General features: G+C 37.4%; 26 protein-coding genes. 24 read left to right on the top strand and 2 right to left on the bottom strand.

Annotated features, from left to right (window positions below):
• The 11 genes from prmA (at position 1) to AC3WSK_RS12960 (ending at position 11,092) form a co-directional block, all read left to right on the top strand.
• Positions 1 to 942: a 50S ribosomal protein L11 methyltransferase gene (gene prmA / locus AC3WSK_RS13010; RefSeq protein ID WP_427483587.1), complete on the top strand. Its 942-nt coding sequence runs from the start codon at positions 1 to 3 to the stop codon at positions 940 to 942.
• Positions 943 to 1,026: 84 nt separating this feature from the next.
• The gene (locus AC3WSK_RS13005) at positions 1,027 to 1,764 is read left to right on the top strand and encodes a 16S rRNA (uracil(1498)-N(3))-methyltransferase (protein WP_492413458.1); all 738 of its coding nucleotides are present in this window, start codon (positions 1,027 to 1,029) and stop codon (positions 1,762 to 1,764) included.
• Between the two features lie 413 nt (positions 1,765 to 2,177).
• Positions 2,178 to 2,963: a CsxC family protein gene (locus AC3WSK_RS13000; protein ID WP_481817195.1), complete on the top strand. Its 786-nt coding sequence runs from the start codon at positions 2,178 to 2,180 to the stop codon at positions 2,961 to 2,963.
• A 488-nt stretch (positions 2,964 to 3,451) separates the two neighbouring features.
• Positions 3,452 to 4,915, top strand: coding sequence for a BC_2427 family protein (locus AC3WSK_RS12995; protein ID WP_492413456.1), 1,464 nt, complete (start codon positions 3,452 to 3,454; stop codon positions 4,913 to 4,915).
• A gap of 145 nt (positions 4,916 to 5,060) precedes the next feature.
• Complete coding sequence (locus tag AC3WSK_RS12990; protein ID WP_170939055.1) at positions 5,061 to 5,828, top strand: CsxC family protein; 768 nt, start codon at positions 5,061 to 5,063, stop codon at positions 5,826 to 5,828.
• 366 nt (positions 5,829 to 6,194) lie between these two features.
• Positions 6,195 to 7,544, top strand: a complete 1,350-nt coding sequence (gene mtaB, locus AC3WSK_RS12985; RefSeq protein ID WP_079563485.1) for a tRNA (N(6)-L-threonylcarbamoyladenosine(37)-C(2))-methylthiotransferase MtaB — start codon at positions 6,195 to 6,197, stop codon at positions 7,542 to 7,544.
• 285 nt (positions 7,545 to 7,829) lie between these two features.
• Positions 7,830 to 8,501: a deoxyribose-phosphate aldolase gene (deoC, locus tag AC3WSK_RS12980; RefSeq protein ID WP_492413453.1), complete on the top strand. Its 672-nt coding sequence runs from the start codon at positions 7,830 to 7,832 to the stop codon at positions 8,499 to 8,501.
• 596 nt (positions 8,502 to 9,097) lie between these two features.
• On the top strand, positions 9,098 to 9,583 hold the full coding sequence (locus AC3WSK_RS12975) for a DedA family protein (protein WP_079563483.1): 486 nt from the start codon (positions 9,098 to 9,100) through the stop codon (positions 9,581 to 9,583).
• Between the two features lie 352 nt (positions 9,584 to 9,935).
• Positions 9,936 to 10,163, top strand: coding sequence for a spore coat associated protein CotJA (locus AC3WSK_RS12970; protein WP_492413451.1), 228 nt, complete (start codon positions 9,936 to 9,938; stop codon positions 10,161 to 10,163).
• Complete coding sequence (locus AC3WSK_RS12965) at positions 10,156 to 10,419, top strand: spore coat protein CotJB (protein WP_079563481.1); 264 nt, start codon at positions 10,156 to 10,158, stop codon at positions 10,417 to 10,419. The genes AC3WSK_RS12970 and AC3WSK_RS12965 overlap by 8 nt, the downstream gene beginning before the upstream one ends.
• A gap of 103 nt (positions 10,420 to 10,522) precedes the next feature.
• On the top strand, positions 10,523 to 11,092 hold the full coding sequence (locus AC3WSK_RS12960; RefSeq protein WP_492413449.1) for a manganese catalase family protein: 570 nt from the start codon (positions 10,523 to 10,525) through the stop codon (positions 11,090 to 11,092).
• 68 nt (positions 11,093 to 11,160) lie between these two features.
• Here the strand turns inward: AC3WSK_RS12960 and AC3WSK_RS12955 are convergent, their stop codons facing one another.
• Together AC3WSK_RS12955 and AC3WSK_RS12950 are read right to left on the bottom strand one after the other, a co-directional pair.
• Positions 11,161 to 11,817, bottom strand: coding sequence for a potassium channel family protein (locus tag AC3WSK_RS12955; protein WP_492413447.1), 657 nt, complete (start codon positions 11,815 to 11,817; stop codon positions 11,161 to 11,163).
• A gap of 25 nt (positions 11,818 to 11,842) precedes the next feature.
• Positions 11,843 to 13,180, bottom strand: a complete 1,338-nt coding sequence (locus tag AC3WSK_RS12950; RefSeq protein ID WP_492413445.1) for a TrkH family potassium uptake protein — start codon at positions 13,178 to 13,180, stop codon at positions 11,843 to 11,845.
• A 223-nt stretch (positions 13,181 to 13,403) separates the two neighbouring features.
• Between AC3WSK_RS12950 and rpsU the strand changes: the two genes are divergently transcribed.
• The 13 genes from rpsU (at position 13,404) to recO (ending at position 25,235) form a co-directional block, all read left to right on the top strand.
• Complete coding sequence (gene rpsU, locus AC3WSK_RS12945) at positions 13,404 to 13,577, top strand: 30S ribosomal protein S21 (RefSeq protein ID WP_004227078.1); 174 nt, start codon at positions 13,404 to 13,406, stop codon at positions 13,575 to 13,577.
• A gap of 331 nt (positions 13,578 to 13,908) precedes the next feature.
• The gene (locus AC3WSK_RS12940) at positions 13,909 to 15,237 is read left to right on the top strand and encodes an NfeD family protein (RefSeq protein ID WP_492413443.1); all 1,329 of its coding nucleotides are present in this window, start codon (positions 13,909 to 13,911) and stop codon (positions 15,235 to 15,237) included.
• Between the two features lie 3 nt (positions 15,238 to 15,240).
• Entirely contained in the window at positions 15,241 to 16,245 is a 1,005-nt protein-coding gene (gene floA, locus AC3WSK_RS12935; RefSeq protein WP_079563477.1) for a flotillin-like protein FloA, read from the top strand.
• Positions 16,246 to 16,272: 27 nt separating this feature from the next.
• The gene (locus tag AC3WSK_RS12930) at positions 16,273 to 16,755 is read left to right on the top strand and encodes a YqfB family membrane protein (protein ID WP_492413441.1); all 483 of its coding nucleotides are present in this window, start codon (positions 16,273 to 16,275) and stop codon (positions 16,753 to 16,755) included.
• Positions 16,756 to 16,810: 55 nt separating this feature from the next.
• Complete coding sequence (locus AC3WSK_RS12925) at positions 16,811 to 17,071, top strand: hypothetical protein (protein WP_079563475.1); 261 nt, start codon at positions 16,811 to 16,813, stop codon at positions 17,069 to 17,071.
• Positions 17,061 to 18,179, top strand: a complete 1,119-nt coding sequence (locus AC3WSK_RS12920) for a sporulation protein YqfD (RefSeq protein ID WP_079563474.1) — start codon at positions 17,061 to 17,063, stop codon at positions 18,177 to 18,179. The genes AC3WSK_RS12925 and AC3WSK_RS12920 overlap by 11 nt, the downstream gene beginning before the upstream one ends.
• A 2-nt stretch (positions 18,180 to 18,181) precedes the next feature.
• Positions 18,182 to 19,138: a PhoH family protein gene (locus AC3WSK_RS12915; RefSeq protein WP_079563473.1), complete on the top strand. Its 957-nt coding sequence runs from the start codon at positions 18,182 to 18,184 to the stop codon at positions 19,136 to 19,138.
• Positions 19,139 to 19,452: 314 nt separating this feature from the next.
• Complete coding sequence (locus AC3WSK_RS12910) at positions 19,453 to 21,573, top strand: HD family phosphohydrolase (protein WP_492413438.1); 2,121 nt, start codon at positions 19,453 to 19,455, stop codon at positions 21,571 to 21,573.
• An 8-nt stretch (positions 21,574 to 21,581) separates the two neighbouring features.
• A complete protein-coding gene (gene ybeY / locus AC3WSK_RS12905) occupies positions 21,582 to 22,055 on the top strand; it encodes an rRNA maturation RNase YbeY (RefSeq protein ID WP_079563471.1) in 474 nt (157 codons plus the stop codon).
• Entirely contained in the window at positions 22,056 to 22,406 is a 351-nt protein-coding gene (locus tag AC3WSK_RS12900) for a diacylglycerol kinase family protein (protein ID WP_349660389.1), read from the top strand.
• 582 nt (positions 22,407 to 22,988) lie between these two features.
• On the top strand, positions 22,989 to 23,402 hold the full coding sequence (locus AC3WSK_RS12895) for a cytidine deaminase (protein ID WP_079563886.1): 414 nt from the start codon (positions 22,989 to 22,991) through the stop codon (positions 23,400 to 23,402).
• On the top strand, positions 23,389 to 24,306 hold the full coding sequence (gene era, locus AC3WSK_RS12890) for a GTPase Era (protein ID WP_079563883.1): 918 nt from the start codon (positions 23,389 to 23,391) through the stop codon (positions 24,304 to 24,306). Before AC3WSK_RS12895 ends, era begins: the two co-directional genes overlap by 14 nt.
• A 134-nt stretch (positions 24,307 to 24,440) precedes the next feature.
• The gene (recO, locus tag AC3WSK_RS12885) at positions 24,441 to 25,235 is read left to right on the top strand and encodes a DNA repair protein RecO (protein WP_079563881.1); all 795 of its coding nucleotides are present in this window, start codon (positions 24,441 to 24,443) and stop codon (positions 25,233 to 25,235) included.
• Positions 25,236 to 26,020: the final 785 nt, after the last annotated feature.

The following is a 26,020-nucleotide window of genomic DNA, read 5'->3' as shown; positions in this document are numbered from 1 at the left end:
GTGAAGTGGTCAGAATTATCCATTCATACAAAAAATGAAGCGGTAGAAGCAATTTCGAATATTTTGCATGAAGCAGGGGCAAGTGGTGTGGTTATTGAGGATTCTGCAGAATTTGCGAAGCCACGAGAAGATCAGTATGGTGAAATTTATGCGCTAAATGAAGCAGATTTTCCGAAAGATGGTGTTATTGTTAAGGCTTACTTATCGGAGTCTAGTTTTTTAAATGAAACAGTCGAAGAAATTAAGGCGGCTATAACGAATCTAACGAACTTCAACATCGATATTGGTGAAAATGTTGTTTCGATTGTGGAAGTTAACGAGGAAGATTGGGCAACAGCATGGAAGCAATACTATCATCCTGTAAAAATTTCTGAACGCTTTACAATCGTACCAACATGGGAAGAATATGTACCAGTAACAACAGACGAACTAATTATTGAATTAGATCCTGGTATGGCTTTCGGTACAGGAACACACCCTACAACTGTTATGTGTTTACAGGGGCTTGAGAAGGTTGTAAAAGAGGAAGATTGGGTTATCGATATCGGAACGGGTTCGGGCGTTTTATCAATCGGTGCAGCCTTACTAGGTGCTAAGAGCGTGCATGCACTTGATTTAGACGAAGTAGCTGTACGTTCAGCACAAGAAAATGTTGCATTAAATAAAGTGGATGATAAAGTATCAGTATTCCATGGGAACTTATTGGATACTGTAAAGGAACCAGCTGATGTCGTTGTGGCTAATATTTTAGCAGAAATTATTATGTCCTTTACTGACGATGCATTTTCAATTGTTAAACCGGGTGGATTATATGTCACTTCAGGCATCATTGCCGCAAAACGTGATGATGTAAAAGCAGCACTAGAAGCTTCAGGCTTTGTAATCGAAGAAGTATTATTAATGGAAGATTGGGTAGCAATCATTGCACGTCGACCACAATAAGTGGACTGAGGAAGCGCCAAATCGGAAGCCGAGTGCTTGTGATTTGGCGTTTTCTCTTCTTTCTAGAAAGGAGTACGGTTTTAAATGCAGCGATATTTTATTGAGACAGCCATAGCGGAAGCAAGAATTAGCGGAGAAGATGCCCGACATATTGAACGAGTAATGCGTATGAAAGAGGGCGACAAAATCGTAGTTGTCGCACAAAATACTGCTCATATTTGTGAAATTTCAGCCTTTGAAGGGGATGAGGTACACGTTCAAACTACGGGTGAAATCGTTCCTTCACCAGAGTTACCTGTCCATGTAACAGTGGCATGTGGGTTGCCGAAGGGCGATAAGTTAGAACTGATTACACAAAAGGCGACAGAGCTTGGAATGTTTGCCTTGTTGCCATTTGAAGCGGAGCGTTCCATCGTTAAATGGGATAAAAAGAAAGGTGCCAAAAAGCAAGAGCGTCTACAAAAAATTGCAAAAGAGGCAGCTGAGCAATCCCATCGTACACATATCCCAGAAATATATGAACCGATTTCTTTTAAACAGCTAGTAGAACAAGTAGGCAATTTCGACGCCGTTTTTATAGCGGATGAAGAGGATGCAAAAGCAGAACAACGTACAAGGTTTGCAGAGAAGCTAAAAAACGTGTATGACAAGAAGTCGAAATCTATTCTTATTATCTTTGGTCCTGAAGGCGGCATTGCACGAAAAGAAGCGGATGCCCTGCTTCAAGCAGGTGCTCAAACGATGTCTTTAGGACCCCGAATTTTACGAGCAGAAACGGCACCACTCTATGCGCTATCTGCAATATCGTATGAATTTGAATGAGACAGCGTTTAGCCTTGTTAAAAGAGATTTTCACACAATGAATGAGTAAACATCATTTTTTTTTTTGCATATATAGGCAGTCGTGCAAAGGTTTAGAAACTACATTCAATGACTGTTTTTATTAGGTAATCCTATAAGTAGAGCCGATTCAATAAACTTTGAATCGGTTTTTTTAGTGAAATCCCATATTGAAGGAATATTGTCAAATCAGGCATCACAACGGTGAGTACCTGGCATTGTGTTCATTTTTATCCCTCAGCTCAAAAATCCCCTTTATCTAAATGAATAAAAAACTAGTATACGCGTCCATTCATAGATTTAATTGCAACATATTCTGATACTGAGAGCTCTCGAATACTACAAAATGAAAAGAGGGGAATTTTTTGAGTGGTCAATGTGAAAATCAAAATCAAATGCCACCTTGTCCAGTAACATCAACTGAACAAATACCATTAAATAGTGAGGCTACTATACTAGCCGCTACACCGGTTACGGCACCAACTATTAAAGTTCCAGTTGCACTTGCAGAACCAACACTTCAAATAGTTGTGGAATCAGATATTACGCTGGATCCTGCAGCAACTGAAATCAAAAGAGTGAAAAAAAATGTTTTCCTAAATCAAGTTAAATTAGTGCCGGTTAGATTTGCACGTATTGATAACACTGACTTTTTTAGGGTAACAAGAGCTAAATTGTTTGTAGCAGGGCATATTCGCAAAAATATAGAATATGCTTCAGCGGCATGTAATGGAGCGCTACAAGATAGAATTGCTGATGTTCCGTTTTCTGGTTTTACAGAACTTATTTTCCCACAAACACTTGGAGGTACTACTCCAATCATCGGAATTTCCGAGTTTGCTGAAGCGAACTTCCTGAATGAACGTACTCAAATGGATGCTCGATTGGATAAGGCTTTCTTCCAAAATCTAGTGAAGTACAATGAGCAACCATTTGGCGAGTTAGTTGCTGCAAACTTCTTTGAACTTGATTTTTCACCAGTTATGACATCACCTGAAGGTACTTTCCGCACATTGCGTGAAAAAATTGTTCTAGATCTTACAGTAAAAGTACTGCAAGTTCAACAAGTCCGCCTTGGAGCTGGTAGTGCTGTAATAACTCCTGTTTTACCAGGATTGACTCCACCGGTTAGTCCTGCTGATCCACCAGTTAGACCTGATCCTCCTTCTAATCCTTGTTAATTAGAGGAGCGAGTAGATAAAAACGGGTGTTTCGGGGGATATTGAAAATCCAATATTTGAATTTTGGCAGTTGACAGTTTGATTGAATAGAACTGTTAACTGCCTTTTTGCTATATATTATCGGGTTGAAAACAAAATAATGTAAAGATAGATATTTTCTATTTAAATAATCGACTTAAACGCATTTCTACTGAGATTTGGAAATGACCGAGTGGCAAAAGTAAAAGTAATGCATAAAATGGATTGTAATTATAAGTGCAACACTTAGATCAAAATAAAAGAAAAAAGAATTTCATGGAATTAAAAACGAAGAAGGGTTATAGTGTGAGTTTTCTTGAAGAAACGGATTTTGAACATGTCTCTCAAGAATAACGCATAAAGTCTGAATATTTGACCAAAAAGCTGTCTTGGCTGGAAAAATGCTTAGGAGTTTTTTACAAATCACCTGTTGCACGTTATTTGTCAATACATTATTTAGGAGTGAACGAATGAAAACTCCATGGATTAATTTTAGAGAAATGAAAGAAATAAGTTCCAAACAAAAAGTTTTCATCAATTGTAATTATCAAATTAAACCCAAGAAAAAGATAGATCATACACCTCAACTAGATACTACAGGTGACATTTCATATTCTTTAAATGTCGATTTTAAAAATAATGACCTTGCTATAGAAAAAGATGAAACCAGCCTTGCAACGCATCTAAATCCCGATAGTGAGCTACTCATTCCTCCTGAAATTGATGTTGAGAATGAAATGAACGATCCCCTTAATAAAGAAGAGGCGGATGAAACCAGTCCTGTAGAAGAAGAGGATCTTGAAACGCATTTAGATTCTACTGGCGAGCTACACGGCACTTCTGAAGTTGATATAGAGAATGAAATGAATGATCTCCGTAATAAAGAAAAGGCGAATGAAACCAGTCTTGTAGAAGAAAAGGATCTTGCAACACATTTAGATTCTACTGGCGAGCTACACAGCCCTTCTGAAGTTGATGTAGAGGATGAAATGAATGATCTCCGTAATAATGAAGAGGCGGATGAAACCGGTCCTGTAGAAGAAGAGGATCTTGCAGTGCGTTTAGATCCTAATAGCGAGCTACACAGCCCTTCTAAAGTTGATGGAGATATTGATACAGAAGAGATGGAGAAAAACAATTCTACAGGTGATATTAGTGTATCTATTAGTTCAGCGCAAGGACAAATATGTTCTATAACCAAAAAAAGTCTAATTTCTACTCATATAGAAATTGATGATTTTCTTCATGCTCCTATTTGTGGTGAGGTTGTTAAAAATACATTTGATTTTCTTGATTTAAACAATCAACTTACCCCTCAACTTGAAACTAAACTATTTAATACTTCAACCGATTATCCTGAACAGCCCGATTGTCGTTTAGTTCACTCAAAAATTAATGAAATAATATTTTTAATGAAAAATGATACTTATGAAAAAAATAATCAGACGAGTAATCCGTCTAAATCAGTTGTAGTTCCTTTACATAACACACAATCAATTAAAAAAGGAGAAACAAATAATCACTCTTACGCTTCCGATGATGTTATGCATATTAGAGTTCCGGTTGTTGTAGGGGAATATAAGATAGAAATATGTCTTGAAGAATTTATTCAAATTGACAAAGGAATTGTGGGAGTAAAAGATATCTCGAATGAGGTAGTACTAACCAACTGTAGATTCGTACCTAGTCAGTTTTCCCAATCATTAAATAATGGGACATGTACAGCGTTAAAGGGAAAATTATTTATTGAAGGCTTTATAAATCAAAATATTGAATATACTACATTTCAGACTACGGATGCAGTACCTGCACAAGATGAATCAATTATTCACTCAAACCAATTGTGCCAAAATATGGTATTAGAATTGATCATTCATATGCTACAAGTACAGAAAATTCGAGTCCGTTATGACAGTCAAGAGTCTAGAGGGTAATAAAACTTATCTCTCAACTCAAAAATCCCTTTTGTAATATCAGAAAAAAACTAGTATATACGTCCATGTATAGATTTAATAGCTACATATTCTAGCAATATAGAGAGCGCTCTCTAATGACTAAAAAATGAAAAGAGGGAATTTTTTGAGTGAACAATTAGAAAATCAAATGCTACCTTGCCCTGTAGCATCAACTGAACAAATACCTTTAAATAGTGAGGCTACTCCACTAATCGCTACACCAGTTACAGCCCCAACTATTAAAGTTCCAGTTGTACTTGCAGAACCAACACTTCAAATAGTTGTGGAGTCAGATATTACGCTTACTCCTGCAGCAACTGAAATCAAAAGAGTGAAAAAAAATGTATTCCTAAATCAAGTTAAATTAGTGCCGGTTAGATTTGCACGTATTGATAACACTGACTTTTTTAGAGTAACAAGAGCTAAATTATTTGTAGCAGGACATATTCGTAAAAATATTGAATATGCTTCATCAGCATGTAATGGCGCACTTCGTGATAGAATTGCAGACGTTCCGTTTTCTGGTTTTACAGAACTTATTTTCCCACAAACACCTGGAGGCACTACTCCAATCTTAGGGATTTCTGAGTTTGCCGAAGCGAACTTCCTGAATGAAGTTACTCAAATGGATGCTCGATTGGATAAGGCTTTCTTCCAAAATCTCGTGAAGTACAATGAGCAACCATTTGGCGAGTTAGTTGCTGCAAACTTCTTTGAACTAGATTTTTCACCAATTATGGCAGCACCAGAAGGTACTTTCTGCACATTACGTGAAAAAATTGTTCTTGATCTTACAGTAAAAGTACTGCAAGTTCAACAAGTTCGCCTTGGAGCGGGTAGCACTGTAGTAACTCCTGTTCTTTTAGGACTTACTCCTCCAGTTAGTCCTTGATCTAGTTTTTAGAGGAGTAGAACAAATAGTACAAATTAAAGGGCTGTTCTAAGAAAATGTAATTGAAAAAACTGCCCAAAACTATTTAACGGCACTGATAAAAATTTACTATTTGAGTGGGCAGTTGAAAGTTAGAGTGAATCTAATTTTCAACTGCCTTTTTGCAATTTATTTTGAGATTGGACTTTTTTTCTTTTATATTATTTGTATTTTTAGTAGAGCAACTCTTATTAGTAAACAATTTTCATTTATATATTTTTTGAAGCCTAGCCAAAAAGCTAGGCTCATTTTATTTATTTGTGCTATTATAAGACACGTTGATAATTTAATTTATTGTAGTGTACTCTTGAAAGGATGATATATATTATGAGTAACGAGCGATCAAAAATCGTGAGTTTCCATACTCTAGGTTGTAAAGTAAATCATTATGAAACAGAAGCAATTTGGCAGTTATTTAAAGAAGAAGGTTATGATCGTACGGAGTTTGATCGTCAAGCGGACGTCTATGTCATTAATACATGTACAGTAACAAATACAGGGGATAAAAAATCACGTCAAGTTATCCGTCGAGCTATTCGTCAAAATCCAGACGCTGTCATTTGTGTTACAGGATGTTACGCTCAAACATCCCCAGCTGAAATTATGGCGATTCCTGGTGTTGACATTGTTGTAGGAACACAGGATCGTACAAAATTACTTGGCTACATAGATCAATATCTTACTGAACGCCAACCAATTAATGCTGTGCGTAACATTATGAAAAATCGTGTGTATGAGGAATTAGACGTGCCTGCATTTACAGACCGTACACGCGCATCTTTAAAAATACAAGAAGGCTGTAATAACTTCTGTACGTTTTGTATTATTCCATGGGCACGTGGGTTAATGCGTTCTCGAGATCCTCAAGAAGTATTAAGCCAAGCCCAACAACTAGTGGATGCAGGGTATCTTGAAATTGTACTAACTGGTATTCATACAGGTGGCTATGGACAAGACTTAAAAGATTACAATTTAGCCCAGCTTCTACGTGATTTAGAGGCAAATGTGAAAGGCTTAAAACGCCTTCGTATTTCTTCGATTGAGGCAAGTCAATTAACAGATGAAGTGATTGAAGTTTTACGTGAATCAAAAATCGTTGTTAACCACTTACACATTCCAATCCAATCTGGCTCTGATACAGTTTTAAAACGTATGCGTCGTAAGTATACAATGGAGTTCTTCGGTGAACGTTTAACTAAACTACATGAAGCTTTACCAGACTTGGCGGTCACTTCTGATGTAATCGTAGGTTTCCCAGGTGAAACTGAGGAAGAGTTCATGGAAACATATAACTTTATTCGTGACCATAAGTTTTCTGAATTACACGTATTCCCGTTCTCTCCACGTACAGGTACACCAGCTGCGCGCATGGAGGACCAAATTGACGAAAACATTAAAAACGAACGTGTTCACCGATTAATCGCTTTAAATGATCAATTAGCGAAGGAATATTCTTCTCGCTTTGAAGATCAAGTGTTAGAGGTAATTCCTGAAGAATTCGTGCATGATGAAAGCGTTGAGGCAGGTCTTTTAACAGGCTATACTGATAATTACTTAAAAGTAGTATTTGAAGGTCCAGAAAGCCTAATCGGTCAACTTGTAAAAGTGAAAATTACGCAAGCTGGATATCCTCATTCTAAAGGACAATTCGTTCGTGTATTAGAAACTATAAAATAAAAAAAAAGTACCTATGAATAGAAACACCGTTCAAACTTTGAACGGTGTTTTGCTATATTTTAACTTCTTTCAGTGGGTGTCTAAATACCCGCGAAAGCGGAGTCTTGGAGTCGAATGTGCAAGCACAAACTTGATTCCGGATGCATTATGCCGAGGCATAATGGATTTGTTTCTAAAATAATTTCAATTCATCTAATTTCATTCAAAATTAGACGGAAACGTTAAAAAATGTTATGATTCCAGAGAGGTACGTACAACTTGTTGATAGAAGGAGAGTCTAATAAAATGGAACAAAATTTCGCACGTATGATTGATCACACATTATTAAAGGCTGAAGCTACAAAAGAGCAAATCGAAAAATTGTGTGCAGAGGCAAAACAATTTAACTTTGCGTCTGTTTGTGTAAATCCAACTTGGGTGAAATATAGCAGCGAGCTTTTACAAGGCTCAGATGTTTTAGTTTGTACAGTAATTGGCTTCCCTTTAGGTGCTAACACACCAGCTGTTAAAGCATTCGAAGCGAAAGATGCGATTGCTAACGGTGCAAAAGAGGTAGACATGGTAATCAATATCGGTGCATTAAAGGATAAAAACTATGACCTTGTGCAAGCAGATATTGCTGCAGTTGTTGAAGCGGCAAAAAGTAGCGCACTTGTAAAAGTAATTATTGAATCTTGCCTTCTAACTGATGAAGAAAAAGTAAAAGCATGTGAGCTAGCTGTGGCAGCAGGTACTGACTATGTGAAAACATCAACAGGTTTCTCTACTGGTGGCGCAACTGCAGAAGATATTGCCTTAATGCGTAAAACAGTAGGCCCAGATTTAGGTGTAAAAGCTTCTGGCGGTGTACGAAGCTTAGAAGATATGCAAAAGATGGTTGAGGCTGGAGCTACTCGTATTGGAGCAAGTTCTGGTGTTGCTATTATGAACGGATTAATTGCAGATTCTAATTATTAATAGTAATGAAAACCCTTATATAGTAAGGGATACGGGGCTGTTCGTTAAGAACTAGCCCCGTTTTTATTGAAAATTTGATTGATAGTCTAATAATGGAAAATATTCATTTCCTGAAATGATATTTCTATACATAAAAAAATGAGCAAATTGATAAATTCCATTACTTTTTTTGGATGATTATTATCAAAATTTAACCTATTGAACGATTGTTGGTGTTTCATTCACAATACACCTCTTTTTAACTCGTAGTAGATGTTGTATTATGAAGAGTACTTGTAAAAATGTACAGAGAGGAATATTATCATTTTTATGGGTTTGCTTCGAGAATCTTATAATAATCTTGATGATTGGATCATTTTACAAGAACTTTGTATAGATACGAACCGAATTCTTACATAACTTAGTAACATCGATAACATAGGGTATTGAAGATTGAATGCGTAGATTATAATTAGGTCAATCAAATACTATTATTTAATCTTAATTCCCTCGCCGTTTTTAATATTTCCTTCGAGTGTTTTAAATGAAAAAATGGGGGAATATATGATGTTTAATGATATAGGTAACGATTTGTATTAAAAAAGGAGAAGCTATTCGTGGAATTCATAAGCAGTTTTATAAGTCAATATGGATATCTAGCTATATTTTTAATCTTATCTTTAGGAATAATTGGCTTACCCATTCCCGATGAGATCTTAATGACGTTTGTGGGATTTTTGTGTCATGAGGGACATTTAAACTTTCTATTGAGTATTATCTTAAGTTTTTTAGGCACATCCACTGGTATGGTATTTAGTTATGCAATTGGAAGTAAATTAGGAACACCGTTAATAATAAAATATGGAAAGTGGTTTGGACTAAATAATAGACGGTTTACTAAAGTTGAACGATGGTTTCATCGTTTTGGACCGTGGACAATAATTATAGGATATTTTGTTCCGGGGATTAGACACGTTACAAGTTACATGTCTGGAATCACACAGATGAAGTTTAGTACTTTTCTGGCTTTTGCTTGTTTTGGCGCTATGGTATGGGTAATTATTTTTATTTCTATAGGATATTTTCTTGGAGTAACATTTTAAAAAATAATACGGTGTAATTTTTATCTGTGCGTATGATGGGGAAAGAGACCCTGCCAAACTAAACACGTAATAAAGCTCGCATTAAATGCGAGTTTTATTACGTGTTTGTACTTATACATGATGCGCGAATTATTTCCTACGATAATAAAGGGCTACAGATAAAACAGTTTTCTAACATCCTTTACTTTAGATTAGATCAAGTTTTTAATTGCTATGTAAGGGAGGTTTGAAAACGGATTCGATACATAGTTCCGTAACAATGTGACTTTCTCCAGATCGTAACACGTCTGAATAAACATTAAATGTACCTCATATACTCCACTGATGTAATTGATACAGAAGGGAGGATACAATGTTTACTCAATATAAGTATTGGAAGCCTTTTGTTAGTCCGTTCGATCCATGTCCACCTATAAGGGTTAAAAGTTTTTCAACACCGCCCCAATTATATATGGGTTTTCAACCGCCTGGACTACCGCAATACCCAACCCCTAGAGAAGCTCTCAAATCTGGTACGTTATGGCCTCAATTATTTAGCCCCTATCCAAATCCCCAACAAGGGGGGGTAAAGAATGAGTAAGGAGATGCCACCCGAATTTTATACGCTACTTGAAGAAATACAAGCCATTGATTTTGTAATAGTGGAATTAAATCTTTATTTAGATACTCATCCTCACGATTTTGATGCTATTCAGCAATTTAACGAAAACACTGAAATCAGTATGCGACTTAAGGTTGAATTTGAACAGAAATTTGGTCCGCTTATGAATTTTGGGAGAAGTTATTCAAATTATCCGTTTAATTGGATAGATACACCTTGGCCATGGCAAGTTTAACTTTTTAATGTATTAGGAGTTTTTTTGTGCACGCCCAAAGCCGATTCTGAATGCGATTATGATCAAGGCATAATTGATTATGAGTAACTAGGAGGAACTATTTTTGTGGTATTATGAAAAAAAGCTCCAGTATCCAGTAAGGGTGAGTACATGCAACCCTATGCTGGCTAAGTATTTAATTGAGCAGTATGGTGGTGCAGACGGGGAATTAGCAGCAGCACTTCGATATATGAATCAGCGCTATACGATTCCTGATAAAGTAGTTGGTCTGTTAACCGATATAGCGACAGAGGAGTTTTCTCACTTAGAAATGATAGCCACGATGATTTACAAACTGACGAAGGATGCTACTCCAGAGATGCTAAAAGAGGCGGGTCTGGGAGAACACTATGTCAATCATGACAGGGCATTATTTTATCAGAATGCAGCTGGATCACCGTTTACGGCAACTTATATTCAGGCTAAAGGGGATCCGATTGCTGATTTGTATGAGGATATTGCAGCTGAAGAAAAAGCAAGGGCGACATATCAGTGGATTATTGATTTATCAGATGACACTGATTTAAATGATAGCTTAAAATTTTTACGTGAACGAGAAGTTGTTCATTCTCAACGTTTCAGAGAAGCTGTAGAGATTTTAAAAGACGATAGGGATAGCAAGAATATCTTCTAAAACATATCGAAGGCTGTTTCAAGGGGGAAATCATCTTAGGACACAACCTTCGATATTTTGCCTTTTATCTATTCAACATTTGAAAAAATAGTAAGATCCTTTCTATGGCCAATCATAACTAATAGATCGCTTTCTTCAATAATCTGATCAGGAGATGGTAAGATGGTAATATTACCATCGCGAACTATGGCAATAACACTGACATTATATTTCGAACGAATGTCTAAATCCCGTAAACTTTGTCCGACCATTTTAGAAGGAATCATAATTTCCTCTATACTGTATTCCTTTGATAATTCAATATAATTCAGCATGTTTGGTGAAAGAAGCTGATTAGCTACTCGCTCACCCATATCTCTTTCAGGGTAAATAACCCAATCAGCACCAACCTTTTCTAAAACCTGTCCATGTCTTTTGCCGAGAGCCTTTGCAATTATTTTGTTTATGCCTATTTCCTTTAATAATGAGACAGTTAAAATACTTGATTGCATATCAATACCTATAGCGACGATGACACAATCGAAATTTCTGATTCCGATGGAGTTAAGTGCTTTTTCTTCTGTCGTATCAGCAACTACTGCATGTGTAACATAAGGTTCAGCATCTTCGACTTTTTCCTCATTAATATCGATTCCTAAAACTTCATTCCCAGCTTCATATAATTTGCGGGCTACGCTTACACCAAACCTACCTAGACCTATAACAGCATATTGTTTGATTGTCATTGTATGCATCGCTCCTTTATTATGGTTAGCCAATCATAATCTTTCCTTTTGGATGACGGAAAACCTCCGTTTTTCGACGATTTGTAATGGCAAAAGCAATTGTTAAGGGGCCTAATCTTCCTACAAACATTGTTAATATAATCAGAAGACGGCCACCGGTTGATAGCTCAGGAGTTAGCCCCATTGTCAGTCCAGCTGTTCCGAATGCAGAAGTAGCCTCAAATAAATACATCATAAAACTATGACGTTGTTCAATAAGACTTAAGACGATGGTAACAAGTACGACAATCATCATCCCACACATTGTAACTGTTAAAGCTTTCAAAATCGTTTCATTAACAATTCTACGCCTAAAAAGCACTACATCTTCTTTCCCTTTCATTTGACACCACATCGTAGCAACTAAAACAGCAAAAGTTGTTATTTTAATACCTCCAGCAGTTGATCCAGAACCTCCTCCGATGAACATTAACCAAATGATTAAAAATAATGTTGAATGTGTAAAATCACCAATAGGGAGGGTATTAGAGCCAGCAGTTCTAGGTGTCACGGCTTGGTATAATGAACCAAGAATTTTGCCCCATTCAGATAGTGGGCCAATGGTTTTACTATTGTTGTATTCAAATAAGAAAATTAATAGCGTCGAGCCAATTGTTAAAATAAACGTTGTAGTTAAAACAATTTTTGTATGCACTGAAAGTCGCTTCGTCCCGCGGTATTCATATAGTTCATTAATAACAATAAATCCTAAGCCCCCGATCGTAATAAGTGCACAAATAGTGAATACGACGAAAGGATCATCTACATATTCTGTGAAGCTTTTAAAGTCACCCATTATATCGAACCCAGCATTATTAAAATTCGAGATGGCATGGAAAAATCCGAAGTAAAAGGCTTTACCTACAGGCATATCGAACGAAAAACGAATAGATAAAATGAAGCCACCTATCATTTCAATGATTGCAGTAAATAACAGGATCCTTTTAACTAATTTAACTAAACCGGCTATTGTAACGTTATTAAATGCCTCTTTTAACAAAAGTCGTTCTTTTAAAGAAATTTTTTTTCCTAATAGTAAAAATAATAACGTCGCAAATGTCATAAAGCCCAGTCCGCCAATTTGGATAAGAAAAAGAATAACTAATTCTCCAAATATCGAAAATGTATCGCCGGTATCTACAACAATCAGTCCTGTTACACAAGTAGCAGAGGTAGCGGTAAATAGAGCATCTAAAAATGAAAGACCATTAGTATCGACCGTTGCAATGGGGAGCGTTAAGAAAAATGTTCCGATTAAAATGATGATGGCGAAGCCCAAAACAAGCGCTTTTGGAGGACTTAATTTATTGATAAATGTTTTCATTTTATTCTCCTCATTGAACCTATAATTAATAAAATTTGTATGTTTATTGTTGTCCAAAAGTGAGCTGAAAATTCTTAAGGGAATAAAACCAAAAATTCACCAGATTAATTCGTACACTTTCTATTGACCATTTTTAGACAATACGTTATAATTCTTTAGTACACAGCAAATGGTTAATAGCCTATTTGTGTATTGACGTGTGTTCGGAGGGAGGGAAAGAGAGATGTCAAAAACTGTCGTTCGCAAAAACGAATCGCTTGAAGATGCTCTTCGCCGCTTCAAACGTACTGTATCAAAAAGTGGTACAATTCAAGAAGTTAGAAAGCGCGAGTTCTACGAAAAACCTAGCGTAAAACGTAAAAAGAAATCAGAAGCTGCACGTAAACGTAAGTGGTAATTTAATTTCCCATTAAAAATCCCTACGTTCATAACACGCAATTGTATGATTCACTGAGCAGACAAAAATATACCTGAAATTAATCGCATGTTGATTAATTTCAGGTATTTTACATTAGCTCATTTTTACGTACATATTGGAGAAGCCGAATGTAATCTTTGTGATTCATTCGGCTTTTTTGTTACATACTTAATTGTAGAAGCTATATCCGGTTATTAGGGCTACATAAGTTAATAATTCACTGTATAATAAAATTATTAGGATTTATGAAACTTTTTGCATAGTCAGTCGTATATACAGGAGAGAAGCATGTTAGAAGGGAGGGAAAAAGATGCGAAGACGAAGAATCCTCAGCTATTTAATAGTTATTTGGATGACATTTTTGTTAGCGTTTCCATTAACGTCTGCTTTTGCAAGTAGCAAGGTCTACCATATACCAATTCATAATGAAGTAGAAAGAGGACTTCACGCATTTTTAGAACGAGCTTTTAAAGAGGCGGAAGAAAACAATGCAGAAGCGATTATTTTAGACATTCATACACCTGGTGGTTTTGTGAATGCAGCAGGTGATATTGCAATGCTTATGGATGCAACGGATATACGTAAAATTGCGTACATTAACAAAGATGCTCATTCTGCAGGTGCCTTTTTAGCCTTACATGCGGATGAAATCTACATGGTGCCAAATGGAACGATCGGGGCGGCTGCAGTTATTGATTCAGCAGGAAATGCAGCAGATTTAAAGGCTCATAGTGCATGGGTTGCTCAAATGGAGGCAGCTGCAGAATCAAAAAATCGCGATCCAAAATATGCACGAGCAATGGCTGATGTATCTGTTGATTTACCAGAATTTCGAGCAGGAGAAGGGAATTTATTAACGTTATCTGCTTCAGAGGCAAAAAAAGTTGGTTATTCAGATGGAACGGTTTCGAATTTCCAGGATTTTTTAAAAGAAACTCAAATAGATGAGCGTGATATCGTTCCGATTGAACCTACTTTTGCTGAAAAACTCGCTCGTTTTATTACAAATCCAATTATCGTTCCGATTTTATTGTCGATTGCAAGCTTAGGGCTTGTAGTTGAGCTATATTCGCCAGGTTTTGGTGTTCCGGGTATAATGGGATTGTCAGCGCTAGGATTATTTTTCTTCGGTCATATGGTGGCGGGCTTGGCAGGTTATGAGACATTACTTTTATTTATTGTAGGTTTAGCGCTTGTTATAGCGGAGTTTTTTGTCCCCGGTGGTATTGTAGGTATTTTAGGTGGTGCGCTAATATTACTAAGTCTAATACTGGCAGGTGCAAACATGATGCAAATGATTATAGCGATTTTCATTGCATTTGTTGTAGCGATAATAGGAATGGTGATCTTGATGAAATTTTTCGGTAAAAAATTGCATGTTTTAAACAAGCTTGTCTTGATGGATGCGACAACGACGGAAGAAGGCTATGTATCTAACGTGAATCGCACAGAGCTGCTTGGAAAAGTGGGTAAAGCGATTACACCACTTCGTCCGGCGGGTACAATGTTATTTGGAAGTGAGCGCATTGACGTAGTATCGGAAGGTGGCTATGTTGATGTTGGGAAACATGTAGAAATTATTAAAGTAGAGGGCTCACGTATTGTTGTGAGACGAACAGAAAAAGAGATGGAGGAATAGCAAATGGGTTTTGATTTAGCTTTATTAGGTCCGATTGCAGGGCTAGTCTTATTATTCATTGTAGTCGCGGTATTCTTTACTTTTGTACCAGTGGCGCTATGGATTTCTGCACTTGCTGCAGGTGTCCGTGTTAGTATTTTCACATTAATCGGTATGCGTTTACGTCGTGTAATCCCATCACGAATCGTGAACCCATTAATAAAAGCACATAAAGCAGGATTACCTGTTACGATCAATCAACTTGAAAGTCACTATTTAGCAGGTGGTAATGTTGACCGTGTAGTAAATGCGTTAATCGCGGCTCATCGTGCAAATATTGAATTATCATTTGAACGTTGTGCAGCTATTGATTTAGCGGGACGTGATGTATTAGAAGCGGTACAAATGTCTGTTAACCCGAAAGTCATTGAAACACCATTTATTTCAGGCGTTGCGATGAACGGGATTGAAGTAAAAGCGAAGGCACGTATTACTGTACGAGCAAACATTGAGCGTTTAGTCGGTGGTGCTGGTGAAGAAACGGTTATTGCTCGTGTAGGTGAGGGGATCGTTTCGACAATTGGTTCGGCTGAGCATCATACAGAAGTTTTAGAACACCCTGATATGATTTCTCAAACTGTTTTATCAAAAGGTCTAGATTCAGGTACAGCATTTGAAATCTTATCGATCGATATTGCTGATGTTGACATCGGCAAAAACATCGGTGCTGAATTACAAATTGAACAAGCACAGGCTGATAAAAACATTGCACAAGCGAAGGCTGAAGAACGTCGTGCGATGGCTGTAGCGAACGAGCAAGAAATGATTGCACGCGTACAAGAGATGAAGGCAAAAGTAGTAGAAGCTGAAGCTGAAGTACCACAGGCTATGGCAGAGGCTCTACGTTCTGGTAATCTGGGGATTATGGATTACATGAACTACCGTAACATTCAAGCAGATACAGCGATGCGAGACTCCATTTCTAAAGTAGGCTCAGATAAATCAGAAACTAATGAATCTAACCAATAAAAAAACTGAAAGGAGCGGTGCTAATAAATGGAACAATTAATTATATTTGTGATAATTGCCATAGTCAGCTCTATTTTCGGTAAATCAAAAAAGAAAGAACAAAAACCAATGCCTCCTTTTAACAAGGATTCACAAGTAGAGCCTCCTGTTATAAAAAAAGCAGAGGTGACGCAACAGCAACAATCTAAACCACAGAGTTTTGAGGATTTTGCACGTAGATTTTTAGGTGAATGGGAAAATGAACAGCCTCAATTCGAAGAGCCGAAAAAAAATGTCGAAAAAACAGTAATTGAAAAAACACCGAGCTATGTAGCTCCCTCTTTAGTCCCGACTGAGAAAATGGGTCGTACTTCGAATAGAGAAAGTATTGGCCGTTTGGCAGCTGGAAAAAAAGTCGAGGGAGTAGCTGAGTCACAATCGGCTTTTCAATTACCGACATCAAAAAAATCATTCATGCAGGCTGTTGTAATGGCAGAAGTTTTAGGCCCTCCAAAAGCAAAAAGAAAATAACTAGCATGTCCTCCTTTTTCGATGCATATATTGCCGAAGAAGGAGGCATTTTTTTATGAGAAAACTATTTCAATTAACGCCACTACTTGAATTATTACAATATGAAACACTAAAAATCATTGGCCCGTATCGTTTTCTACATGCTGATGCTTCATCGTGCTCTTTTATCTATGCAGATTATCATATTACTGTGCGTGGAAAATCAGTGGAAATTAATGCTCTTAAAGAAGATATGCTGCATCTTTCTGTAGAGGATTTACAGGAGCTTCAGATGAAAATGACAAAGAATATGGGTGTGAGCGATAATGTGGAATAATCGGCCAATTATCATACGTATAAAGCGCCATGAAAATGTTCATCCTTTTATTCAAGCATTGCATGCGCAACATGTGCCATTAAAGCGTGTTGTTTTTCGTGAACAAGAGGTTGTCTTTGAAACAACTATGCACTATCTACCAAAGATTCGCCGTGTGCGTAGCCGTTACCGACTTAAAATGGCAATCTATTATGCAGATGAACTTCAAGTTTTTCGAGCGCAGCTTTGGACTTTGCTTGGCCTAGCGTTGATGATATTAATACCATTACTATGTGCGCAGGTTATTTGGCGGATTGATATTAAAGCGGCAACACCGGAGTTAGAGGCACGTCTAGGAAAGACCTTTCAAGATACATTTCAATTAGAAACACCCATTTCTAAAAAAAACTTACCCTCAGATGCAGTTATGCGACAGAAGCTATTAGAAGGGCATAGAGACCTTTCGTGGGTGCATATTGAAAAGTACGGTGGACGAGTGATTTTACGACCTCAGGAGTCCCCGAAACAAACTAAACAAACGAATGAAAAGCTAGCGGAACATTTAGTAGCAACAAAAAGTGGTGTAATTACTCACTTTAATATTCAAAATGGAGAACGGAAAATTTCAGTTAACGATACGGCTTACGAAGGTGATGTTCTCGTAAGTGGTGTAATTGAAAGTGGTGAAGATCAAGTCTTTGTTGGAGCAAAGGGAGAAGTTTACGCAGATTATTGGCTTGAATGTTCATTTAAAATTCCAACAAAACTAACGATGGAAACGCTACAACAAAAGCAGTGGCGCGTATTAGTGAAAGGTATTCATGAAGAAAAAGATAAAGTTGACTATGTGCAAAAGAAAGATTTACCTGATTGGCTCGATCCATATGTTTCGGTTGTTGAGGAGCAGTACACAAAAAAAGTGCAAGTAGAGCTTAATGAATCCAAAATAGATTCATTGCTCATACCATTGCTTCATGAAAAGGTACTTCGTTCACTACCTGCGAAAACGGTTATAAAAAAAGAAAACCTTTTACAGGTAAAGTGGGGGAATGGTACAGTTGAAGGGAAAGTTCTATTTTTAGTCAATGAAAACATTGCCAGTCCAATACAAGGCCTACAAGGAGAATGATTATGTCAGAACATTTAACTGTATTACAAGTGGATAATCCAAACGAAGCGGTCATGCTACTCGGAATTTCCGATGCAAATATGAAATTAATCGAAGAGGCTCTAAAAGTCCATATTATTACACGTGGTGAACAAATTCAGCTTGCTGGTGAAGAGGATGCAAAGGAACAAGCAACATTCCTTTTACATGCTCTTTTAAAGGTCATTCGTAAAGGAATTAATATTGATCAACGTGATGTTGCAACAGCAATTGAAATGACACAAAAAGGAACGATTGAATACTTTGCAGAACTTTATGATGAAGAAATAGCTCGCACGACGAAAGGCAAGCCTATTCGTGCAAAGACAATAGGTCAACGAGAATACATACAAGCAATCCGTCATAAGGACGTTGTTTTTGGTATCGGACCAGCCGGTACTGGGAAAACGTATTTAGCGGTAGTCATGGCAACACAGGCGCTAAAAAACGGGCACGTTAAGCGTATTATTTTAACACGTCCTGCAGTAGAGGCAGGAGAGTCTCTAGGCTTTCTTCCGGGGGATTTGAAGGAAAAGGTAGATCCTTATTTACGCCCTCTTTATGACGCTTTAAACGATATTTACGGATCAGAACAAACACAAAGGCTTATTGAAAGAGGCACAATAGAAATTGCGCCTTTAGCATATATGCGTGGCCGCACATTAGATGATGCCTTTGTTATTTTAGATGAAGCTCAAAATACGACACATCAGCAAATGAAAATGTTTTTAACGCGACTAGGATTTGGCTCAAAAATGGTCATTACAGGCGACAAAACACAAATTGACCTACCGAAAAATATGGAATCTGGATTAATCGTAGCAGAACGAACATTAAAGTACGTAAAATCTATACATTTCCAAATTTTAGAACAAGGTGATGTAGTACGCCACCCAATCGTAGCAAAAATCATCCAAGCCTACGAAGAGCAGCAACTTTAGAATTGCGCAAAGCGCAATTCTAAAGTCTGCACCGAAAGTGTAGTGAAACGAAACGGCAGGTGCAACGGGGTTTTAGAAAGTCTGCACCGAAAGTGTAGTGAAACGAAACGGCAGGTGCAACAGCCTTTAAAAAGTCTGCATTAAAATGCTTAGCCACGGATATAAAAGATAGAACAAATAGAAAACGGTTTAAAAATGGAAAAAATTGTGACGGCTATACGATGTGTATAGCTGTTTTTTTACTTTCTTATACATTTTTCGGGAAAAATGTTTTTTGAATTGGTATGATAGAAGGTAGATAGAGGAGGTGCAAGATGGAGAAACAATTAAAAAAAATAACAGAACTTATTGGCTTTCGCTACTTTTTAATTGTCGTTCTCATCTTAACAGGAGCCCTACAATTTACTTTTATGTATGGCAATGTTAAAGGTGTTACATATGATTTTAAACCATTACAGCTAGCGCCTGAAACAGTACGATCTACTAAAACGATAGAAGATACTTATAAAACGCAACAGGAACGAGAAAAAGCAACAAATGCAGTTGCACCAGTCTATCAATTTTCTGCAGATGTTGCTAAACAGCGAGCTTCGATTGTAACGTCTTTATTCGACTATGTTCTTGAGGTAAAGGCAGATGTTGAGAGTAGCAAAGAACCTATTCCTGTTGTCGATCAAGTGGCGCAGCTTCGTAAAAAACTTGAATCTATAGATTCAGAGCAAATGCCTATTGTCTTCACTGATTCACAACTAGAAGGATTGTTAGTACAAAGTGAAGCGGATCTAAAAAGAACAAGTACGCAACTATCAAAACTCGTGCAGGAATATTTACAAAAATCCATTCGATCTGAAAATGTGTTTGCGTCTCAAAATGATTTTGAGACAAAAATTCGTGGACAACGAGGCTATCCTGATAAAATATTTAATACGGTAGTTTTAATTGGTCGTACGAGTATTATTGAAAACGAGACGATAAACGAGGAACAAACGAAAATTCGAAAGGAACAAGTGAAGGAATCAGTTGAACCGACTCGAATTCTTCAAGGTCAAATCATCGTACAGGAAGGGCAAATTATTGATAATGAGGCGTTCCGTCAATTAGAGCTTCTAGGTATGGTAAGTAATAAGGCATCCATGAAACCGATTGCAGGGTTGATTATTTTAATACTTCTTGAAATGATGTTCATGTTTGTTTTATTCGAACGCTGGCATATAGATGAGTACAAGAAACGTAATGCCCTGTTGGTAACAGTAATTGTTTATAGTTTATCAATCCTGCTGATGAAATTTATTAGTCTAGTCTCAGGAAGTTTCGATGTTACGATTGCCTTCCTTTTCCCAACAGCATTGGCAACGATGCTAGTACGGTTATTAGCAGATGACCGTGCTGCAGTTCTTATTACGGTTATGACAGCAGCATCTGCGGGTGTTATATTCCAAGAGGGTTATTCATCTGTTATGCAGATGGAAATTACACTGTATATAATTTTTGGAGGATTTGCGAGTTTATTCTTTTTACAAAGTATGGAAAAGCGTTCGCATATTCTACATACTGTAGGTATTATAGGGCTCGTAAATATGTTATTTATTGCATTTTATTTACTGATGACACAATCTACCTACGGCTTGTCAGAGTTAGTGTTTTACTTTATCGCGGCAATGATATCAGCTTTATTATCAGGAGCTCTTACAATGGGTCTCTTACCATTCTTTGAATCAGCATTTAGCTTATTGTCATCGTTGCGTTTAATTGAATTATCTAACCCGAACCATCCATTGCTGAAAAAATTACTAATGGAGGCTCCGGGAACATATCATCATAGTGTTATGGTGGCGAACTTAGCGGAGGCTGCGTGTGAGGAAATTGGTGCGGATGGATTACTAGCTCGTGTAGGATGCTATTATCATGATATTGGTAAAACGAAGCGACCTGCTTTTTTCATCGAGAATCAAATGTCTGGTATTAATCCCCATGATTCATTGTCTCCGGAAAAAAGCGCGGAAATTATAATTGCGCATACTACTGATGGGGCTGAAATGCTAAAACGATATAAGATGCCACAGGAAATTATTGATATTGCTTTGCAGCATCACGGATCTAGTCTGTTAAAATACTTCTACTTTAAAGCGAAGGAAGAAGGAAAATGCTTAGATGATACAACGTACAGATATCCAGGTCCGAAACCACAAACGAAGGAAGCGGCAGTTATTAGTGTTGCAGATAGCGTTGAGGCAGCGGTTCGATCGATGAAGGAACCGAATGCAGAGAAAATTCAAAAGTTGGTACGAGCAATCATTGATGATCGAGTACAAGACAGTCAGTTTGATGAATGCGATATTTCGATAAAAGAGTTAAAATGTATAGAGAGAGTACTTTGTGAAACGTTGAATGGAATTTTCCATTCACGAATTGAATATCCAAAGGCAGATAAGTAGGAGGATCTATGATTTTAACAATTGATTTTACAGATGAAACAAATGAAGTGGCTACTGAGCATATGGAGCTTGTTGAAAAGCTTTTGCAGCTAGCTGCGAAACTAGAGAATATTGAGCCGGAAACGGAAGTGTCAGTGACGTTCGTTACAAATGAAGCGATTCAAGAAATAAACCGAGAATATCGTGACAAAGATCAACCGACAGATGTTATCTCATTTGCCCTGGAGGAATTAGGTGAGGGAGAAATGGAAGTAACATTTGAAGGGATGCCTCGTATATTAGGAGATATTATTATTTCAACAGATCGTACAAAAGAACAGGCAGCGGAATATGGGCATACATTTGAGCGAGAATTAGGCTTTTTAGCAGTCCATGGTTTCTTACATTTACTTGGCTATGATCATATGGTGCCAGAAGATGAAAAGGTGATGTTCGGTAAGCAGGATGAGATTTTACAATCTTTCGGCTTAGGACGAGAATAAATGAATGTTCGCAAATTTGTACGCTCTTTTGGGTATGCCTTTAAAGGTATTATTACAGCCTGTGCGGAGCAAAATTTTAAATCCCACTTACTAAGTGCGGGAATAGTTTTGATTGCTGGCTATTTTACGGGTTTATCACGTATAGAATGGTATATTGTATTGTTATTAATTGCTCTAATGTTTGCACTTGAAATGATTAATACAGCAATTGAACGAGTAGTGGATTTAGCTTCACCTACGATTCATCCGCTTGCTAAGCAGGCGAAAGATCTTGCTGCAGGTGCAGTACTTGTATTTGCGATATTCAGTGCTATAATCGGATTACTCATATTTATACCGAAATGGTTTTAAAAATTATTACTCGGTCATGAAGTGGTAACAAATGTGCTGGAGAATTATGATTATTGGGCTCGTCACCAAAAGTTAAGTGAGGACATTTGTTAATCCATGCAATAAGTTGATGAAGTGGAGGTTGGGCGACTCCTTAGGGATCAGCGTCATAGAGGAACGAAGGCTAAAAGCATCACGTCCTGTGATAACGCCTTCGTGACCAACATCCTGCTGTCGCTGCGCTTTCGCACAAACAAAACCCTCTGCTGCCGCTACGTTAGCACTACGCTTTCGCGCAAAAAACATCTGCTGGCCCGAGACCCTGGAGCGAAAGCGAAGCGGCAGCAACAAATGTTTTCTGTGCGAAAGCGAAGCGGTAGCAACAAATGTTTTCTGTGCGAAAGCGAAGCGGTAGCAACAAATGTTTTAACTGTGCGAAAGCGTAGCGGTAGCAACAAATGTTTTAACTGTGCGAAAGCGTAGCGACAGCAACAAATGTTTTAACTGTGCGAAAGCGTAGCGACAGCAACAAAGCGCCTAGCCGGAACGGAAATCAGCCCACGTTATGGTGATGAGCTATTTTTTATGTAGAGGTGAACATTGATGACAATTGATATGCAAGCATTACTAGAAGAATCAAAAAAAGCGCGTGAAAAGGCTTATGTACCTTACTCAAAATTTAAAGTTGGCGCGGCGATTTTAACGAAAGATGGAGAGGTCATTCACGGCTGCAATATTGAAAATGCGGGTTATAGTATGACAAATTGCGCTGAGCGTACAGCATTTTTCAAAGCTGTGTCAGAAGGTATTTATGATTTTGAGGCGATTGCTATTGTAGCTGATACAGATGGACCATGTGCGCCATGCGGAGCTTGTCGTCAAGTGATGATGGAGTTTTGCAAGCCATCTATGCCTGTATATTTAACAAATTTAAAAGGTGATGTCACGGTAACGTCTGTAGGCGAATTACTACCGTTTGCATTTACAACGGAGGATTTAGAGAATGCTGGAAAATAATAATGGCTATAAGTCAGGTTTTATCTCCATAATCGGTCGACCGAATGTTGGGAAATCAACATTTTTAAACCGTGTTATTGGTCAAAAAATTGCGATTATGAGTGATAAGCCACAAACAACACGAAATAAAGTACAAGGTGTACTGACATCAAATGATAGCCAAATGATTTTTATAGATACACCAGGAATCCACAAGCCGAAACATAAGCTAGGGGATTTTATGCTAAAAGTTTCTAAAAATACATTGCGTGAAGTGGATGTTATTATGTTCATGGTTAATGCAGAGCAGAAACTTGGAAAGGGTGACGAATTCATCCTTGAAATGCTTGCGGGTAATCCAACGCCTGTCTTCCTGGTAATCAATAAAATCGATCAAATTCATCCAGATGAATTAATAGGGATAATTGAAAGCTACAAAGAGCGTTATGACTTTGCGGAAATTGTACCGATTTCAGCATTACAAGGGAATAATGTAGAAGATTTATTAACGACATTAACGAAATATTTACCAGAGGGTCCGCAATATTATCCAGCAGATCAAGTAACGGATCATCCTGAACGTTTCATTATTTCGGAGTTAATTCGTGAAAAAGTGTTGCATTTAACGCGCGAAGAAATACCTCATTCCATCGCTGTTGTGATTGATAAAATTCGCCGTGATGAAGAAAATGAAGATAAAATTCGTGTGGCAGCAACGATTATCGTGGAAAGAGATTCGCAAAAAGGGATCGTCATTGGTAAACGTGGTGCGCTATTAAAAGAAGTAGGGATACGTGCAAGAAAAGATATTGAGATGCTTCTTGGTTCAAAAGTGTATTTAGAGCTTTGGGTAAAGGTTCAAAAGGATTGGCGAAATAAATCAACGCATTTACGTGACTTCGGTTTCCGTGATGATGAATATTAATAGGATCTGTTATTGAGTTAAGGAGCAACTTTACAACATTCTTATTTGTCGCTGTAGTTTTAAATGGAGCTGTCCAATTAATTTATTGGAGAGCTCTATTTTCATGCGAAACAGTGTAGAAAGGAGGGGGATCGATGCTTCATAAATGGGAAGGGATTGTCCTAAAGGTGCGTGCCTATGGAGAATCAAATAAAATTGTAACATTACTAACAAGAGAAGCGGGTAAGGTTGCGACGATGGCTCGAGGAGCGAAGAAGCCTTCTAGTAGACTAGCATCTGTGACACAGCCATTTACGTATGGCATGTTTATGGTGCAGCATCATACTGGTATGGGAACATTGCAGCAAGGTGAGCATCTTAATTCAATGCGCCATATTCGTGAAGATATTATGGCAACAGCATATGCAAGTTTTATAATGGAACTTGTCGAGCGAGTAGTAGAAGAGGGGAAGCCTGAGCCATATGCATTTGATGTGCTCCTACAAGCATTACAAGCCATTGAGGAAGGTTATGACCCGGAGGCCATTACATTGTTCGTAGAATGGAAAATGCTACCCTATACAGGTGTACAGCCTATTTTACATGCTTGCGCTGCTTGTGGTGCCGTAGACGGTGAATTTGCATTTTCTTTTACACAGGGTGGTTTTTTGTGTCATCGCTGTTATCACCATGATCCTTATATCATTCGATTAACACCGACCCAGCTTAAGCTTATTCGGATGTTCTATACTGTACCAATTGACCAGATTGGGAAACTAGACTTGAAAAAGGAAACAAAATATTTTATTAAAAAAATAATTACAACCATTTACGAGGAACAAACAGGAATTCGTTTTAAGACTAAAAAATTTATTGAACAGCTAGAGCGAACGCCTGAATTTCAGTTAAGAACAAGTACAGAACAAGAAAAAACGCCAGAAGACCATTAACATTGATCTTCTGGCATTTTTACGTTTTTAACAAATGTCATCCGCTACTTTTGGTGAAACATAGGGAAAAGGTGGTTTTCTAAAGTTCCTCATTCGCATGCTTGATAGTTATTTTGCTAAAATGATATTTATTTTGTAGTTGCATTGATTTTTGTAAATGGCATTAGGACAAAATGATTAATCCTTTATCAATTGTAGAAGTATAATTTATGAGAGAAATTTAACTATAACTTATAAATAAAAACTTATACTGTTCAATGTATAGGTCTTTTTATACCTTTTATTTCAAATTAACAAATAATATAAAATGATTCGTTAGGTATAAAATATTAATTTTAGTAGAGTTTTTAATATAAATATAGTAGAAACTATCCATTCAAATGTCATATACTAGTTGAAAAGACATTTTAATCTATGATATTGTAATTGATATAGATGATGATATTTAACTTCTTACAGTAAATATTCTCTGTAGCGAAAGTTACACATGTGAAAGAAGTTAAAGCCTCCCGCAGGTGTCATGGAATCGGTAAGGAGTTAGCATTGGATGTTAGCCTAAAATTATCTCATCCATGTGATAACAGCTAATGGACCTGCATCGGTGAAAAAGCTATGCTATGGCATTATCGAAATGACCGACATCGTATTGTCCTCATATTGCTGCTGTCGCCTTGCTTTCGCCTTGCTTTCGCCTTGCTTTCGCACAAAAAACATTTGCAGGCCTAAATAAAAAGCCGATTCCGGACCAATTATGCCGAGGCGTAATTGACGAACAACGAACAACG

The sequence above is a fragment of the Lysinibacillus sp. EB271-A1-10B genome (genome assembly GCF_058791335.1).
This window is presented reverse-complemented; position numbering and strand designations above follow the sequence as displayed.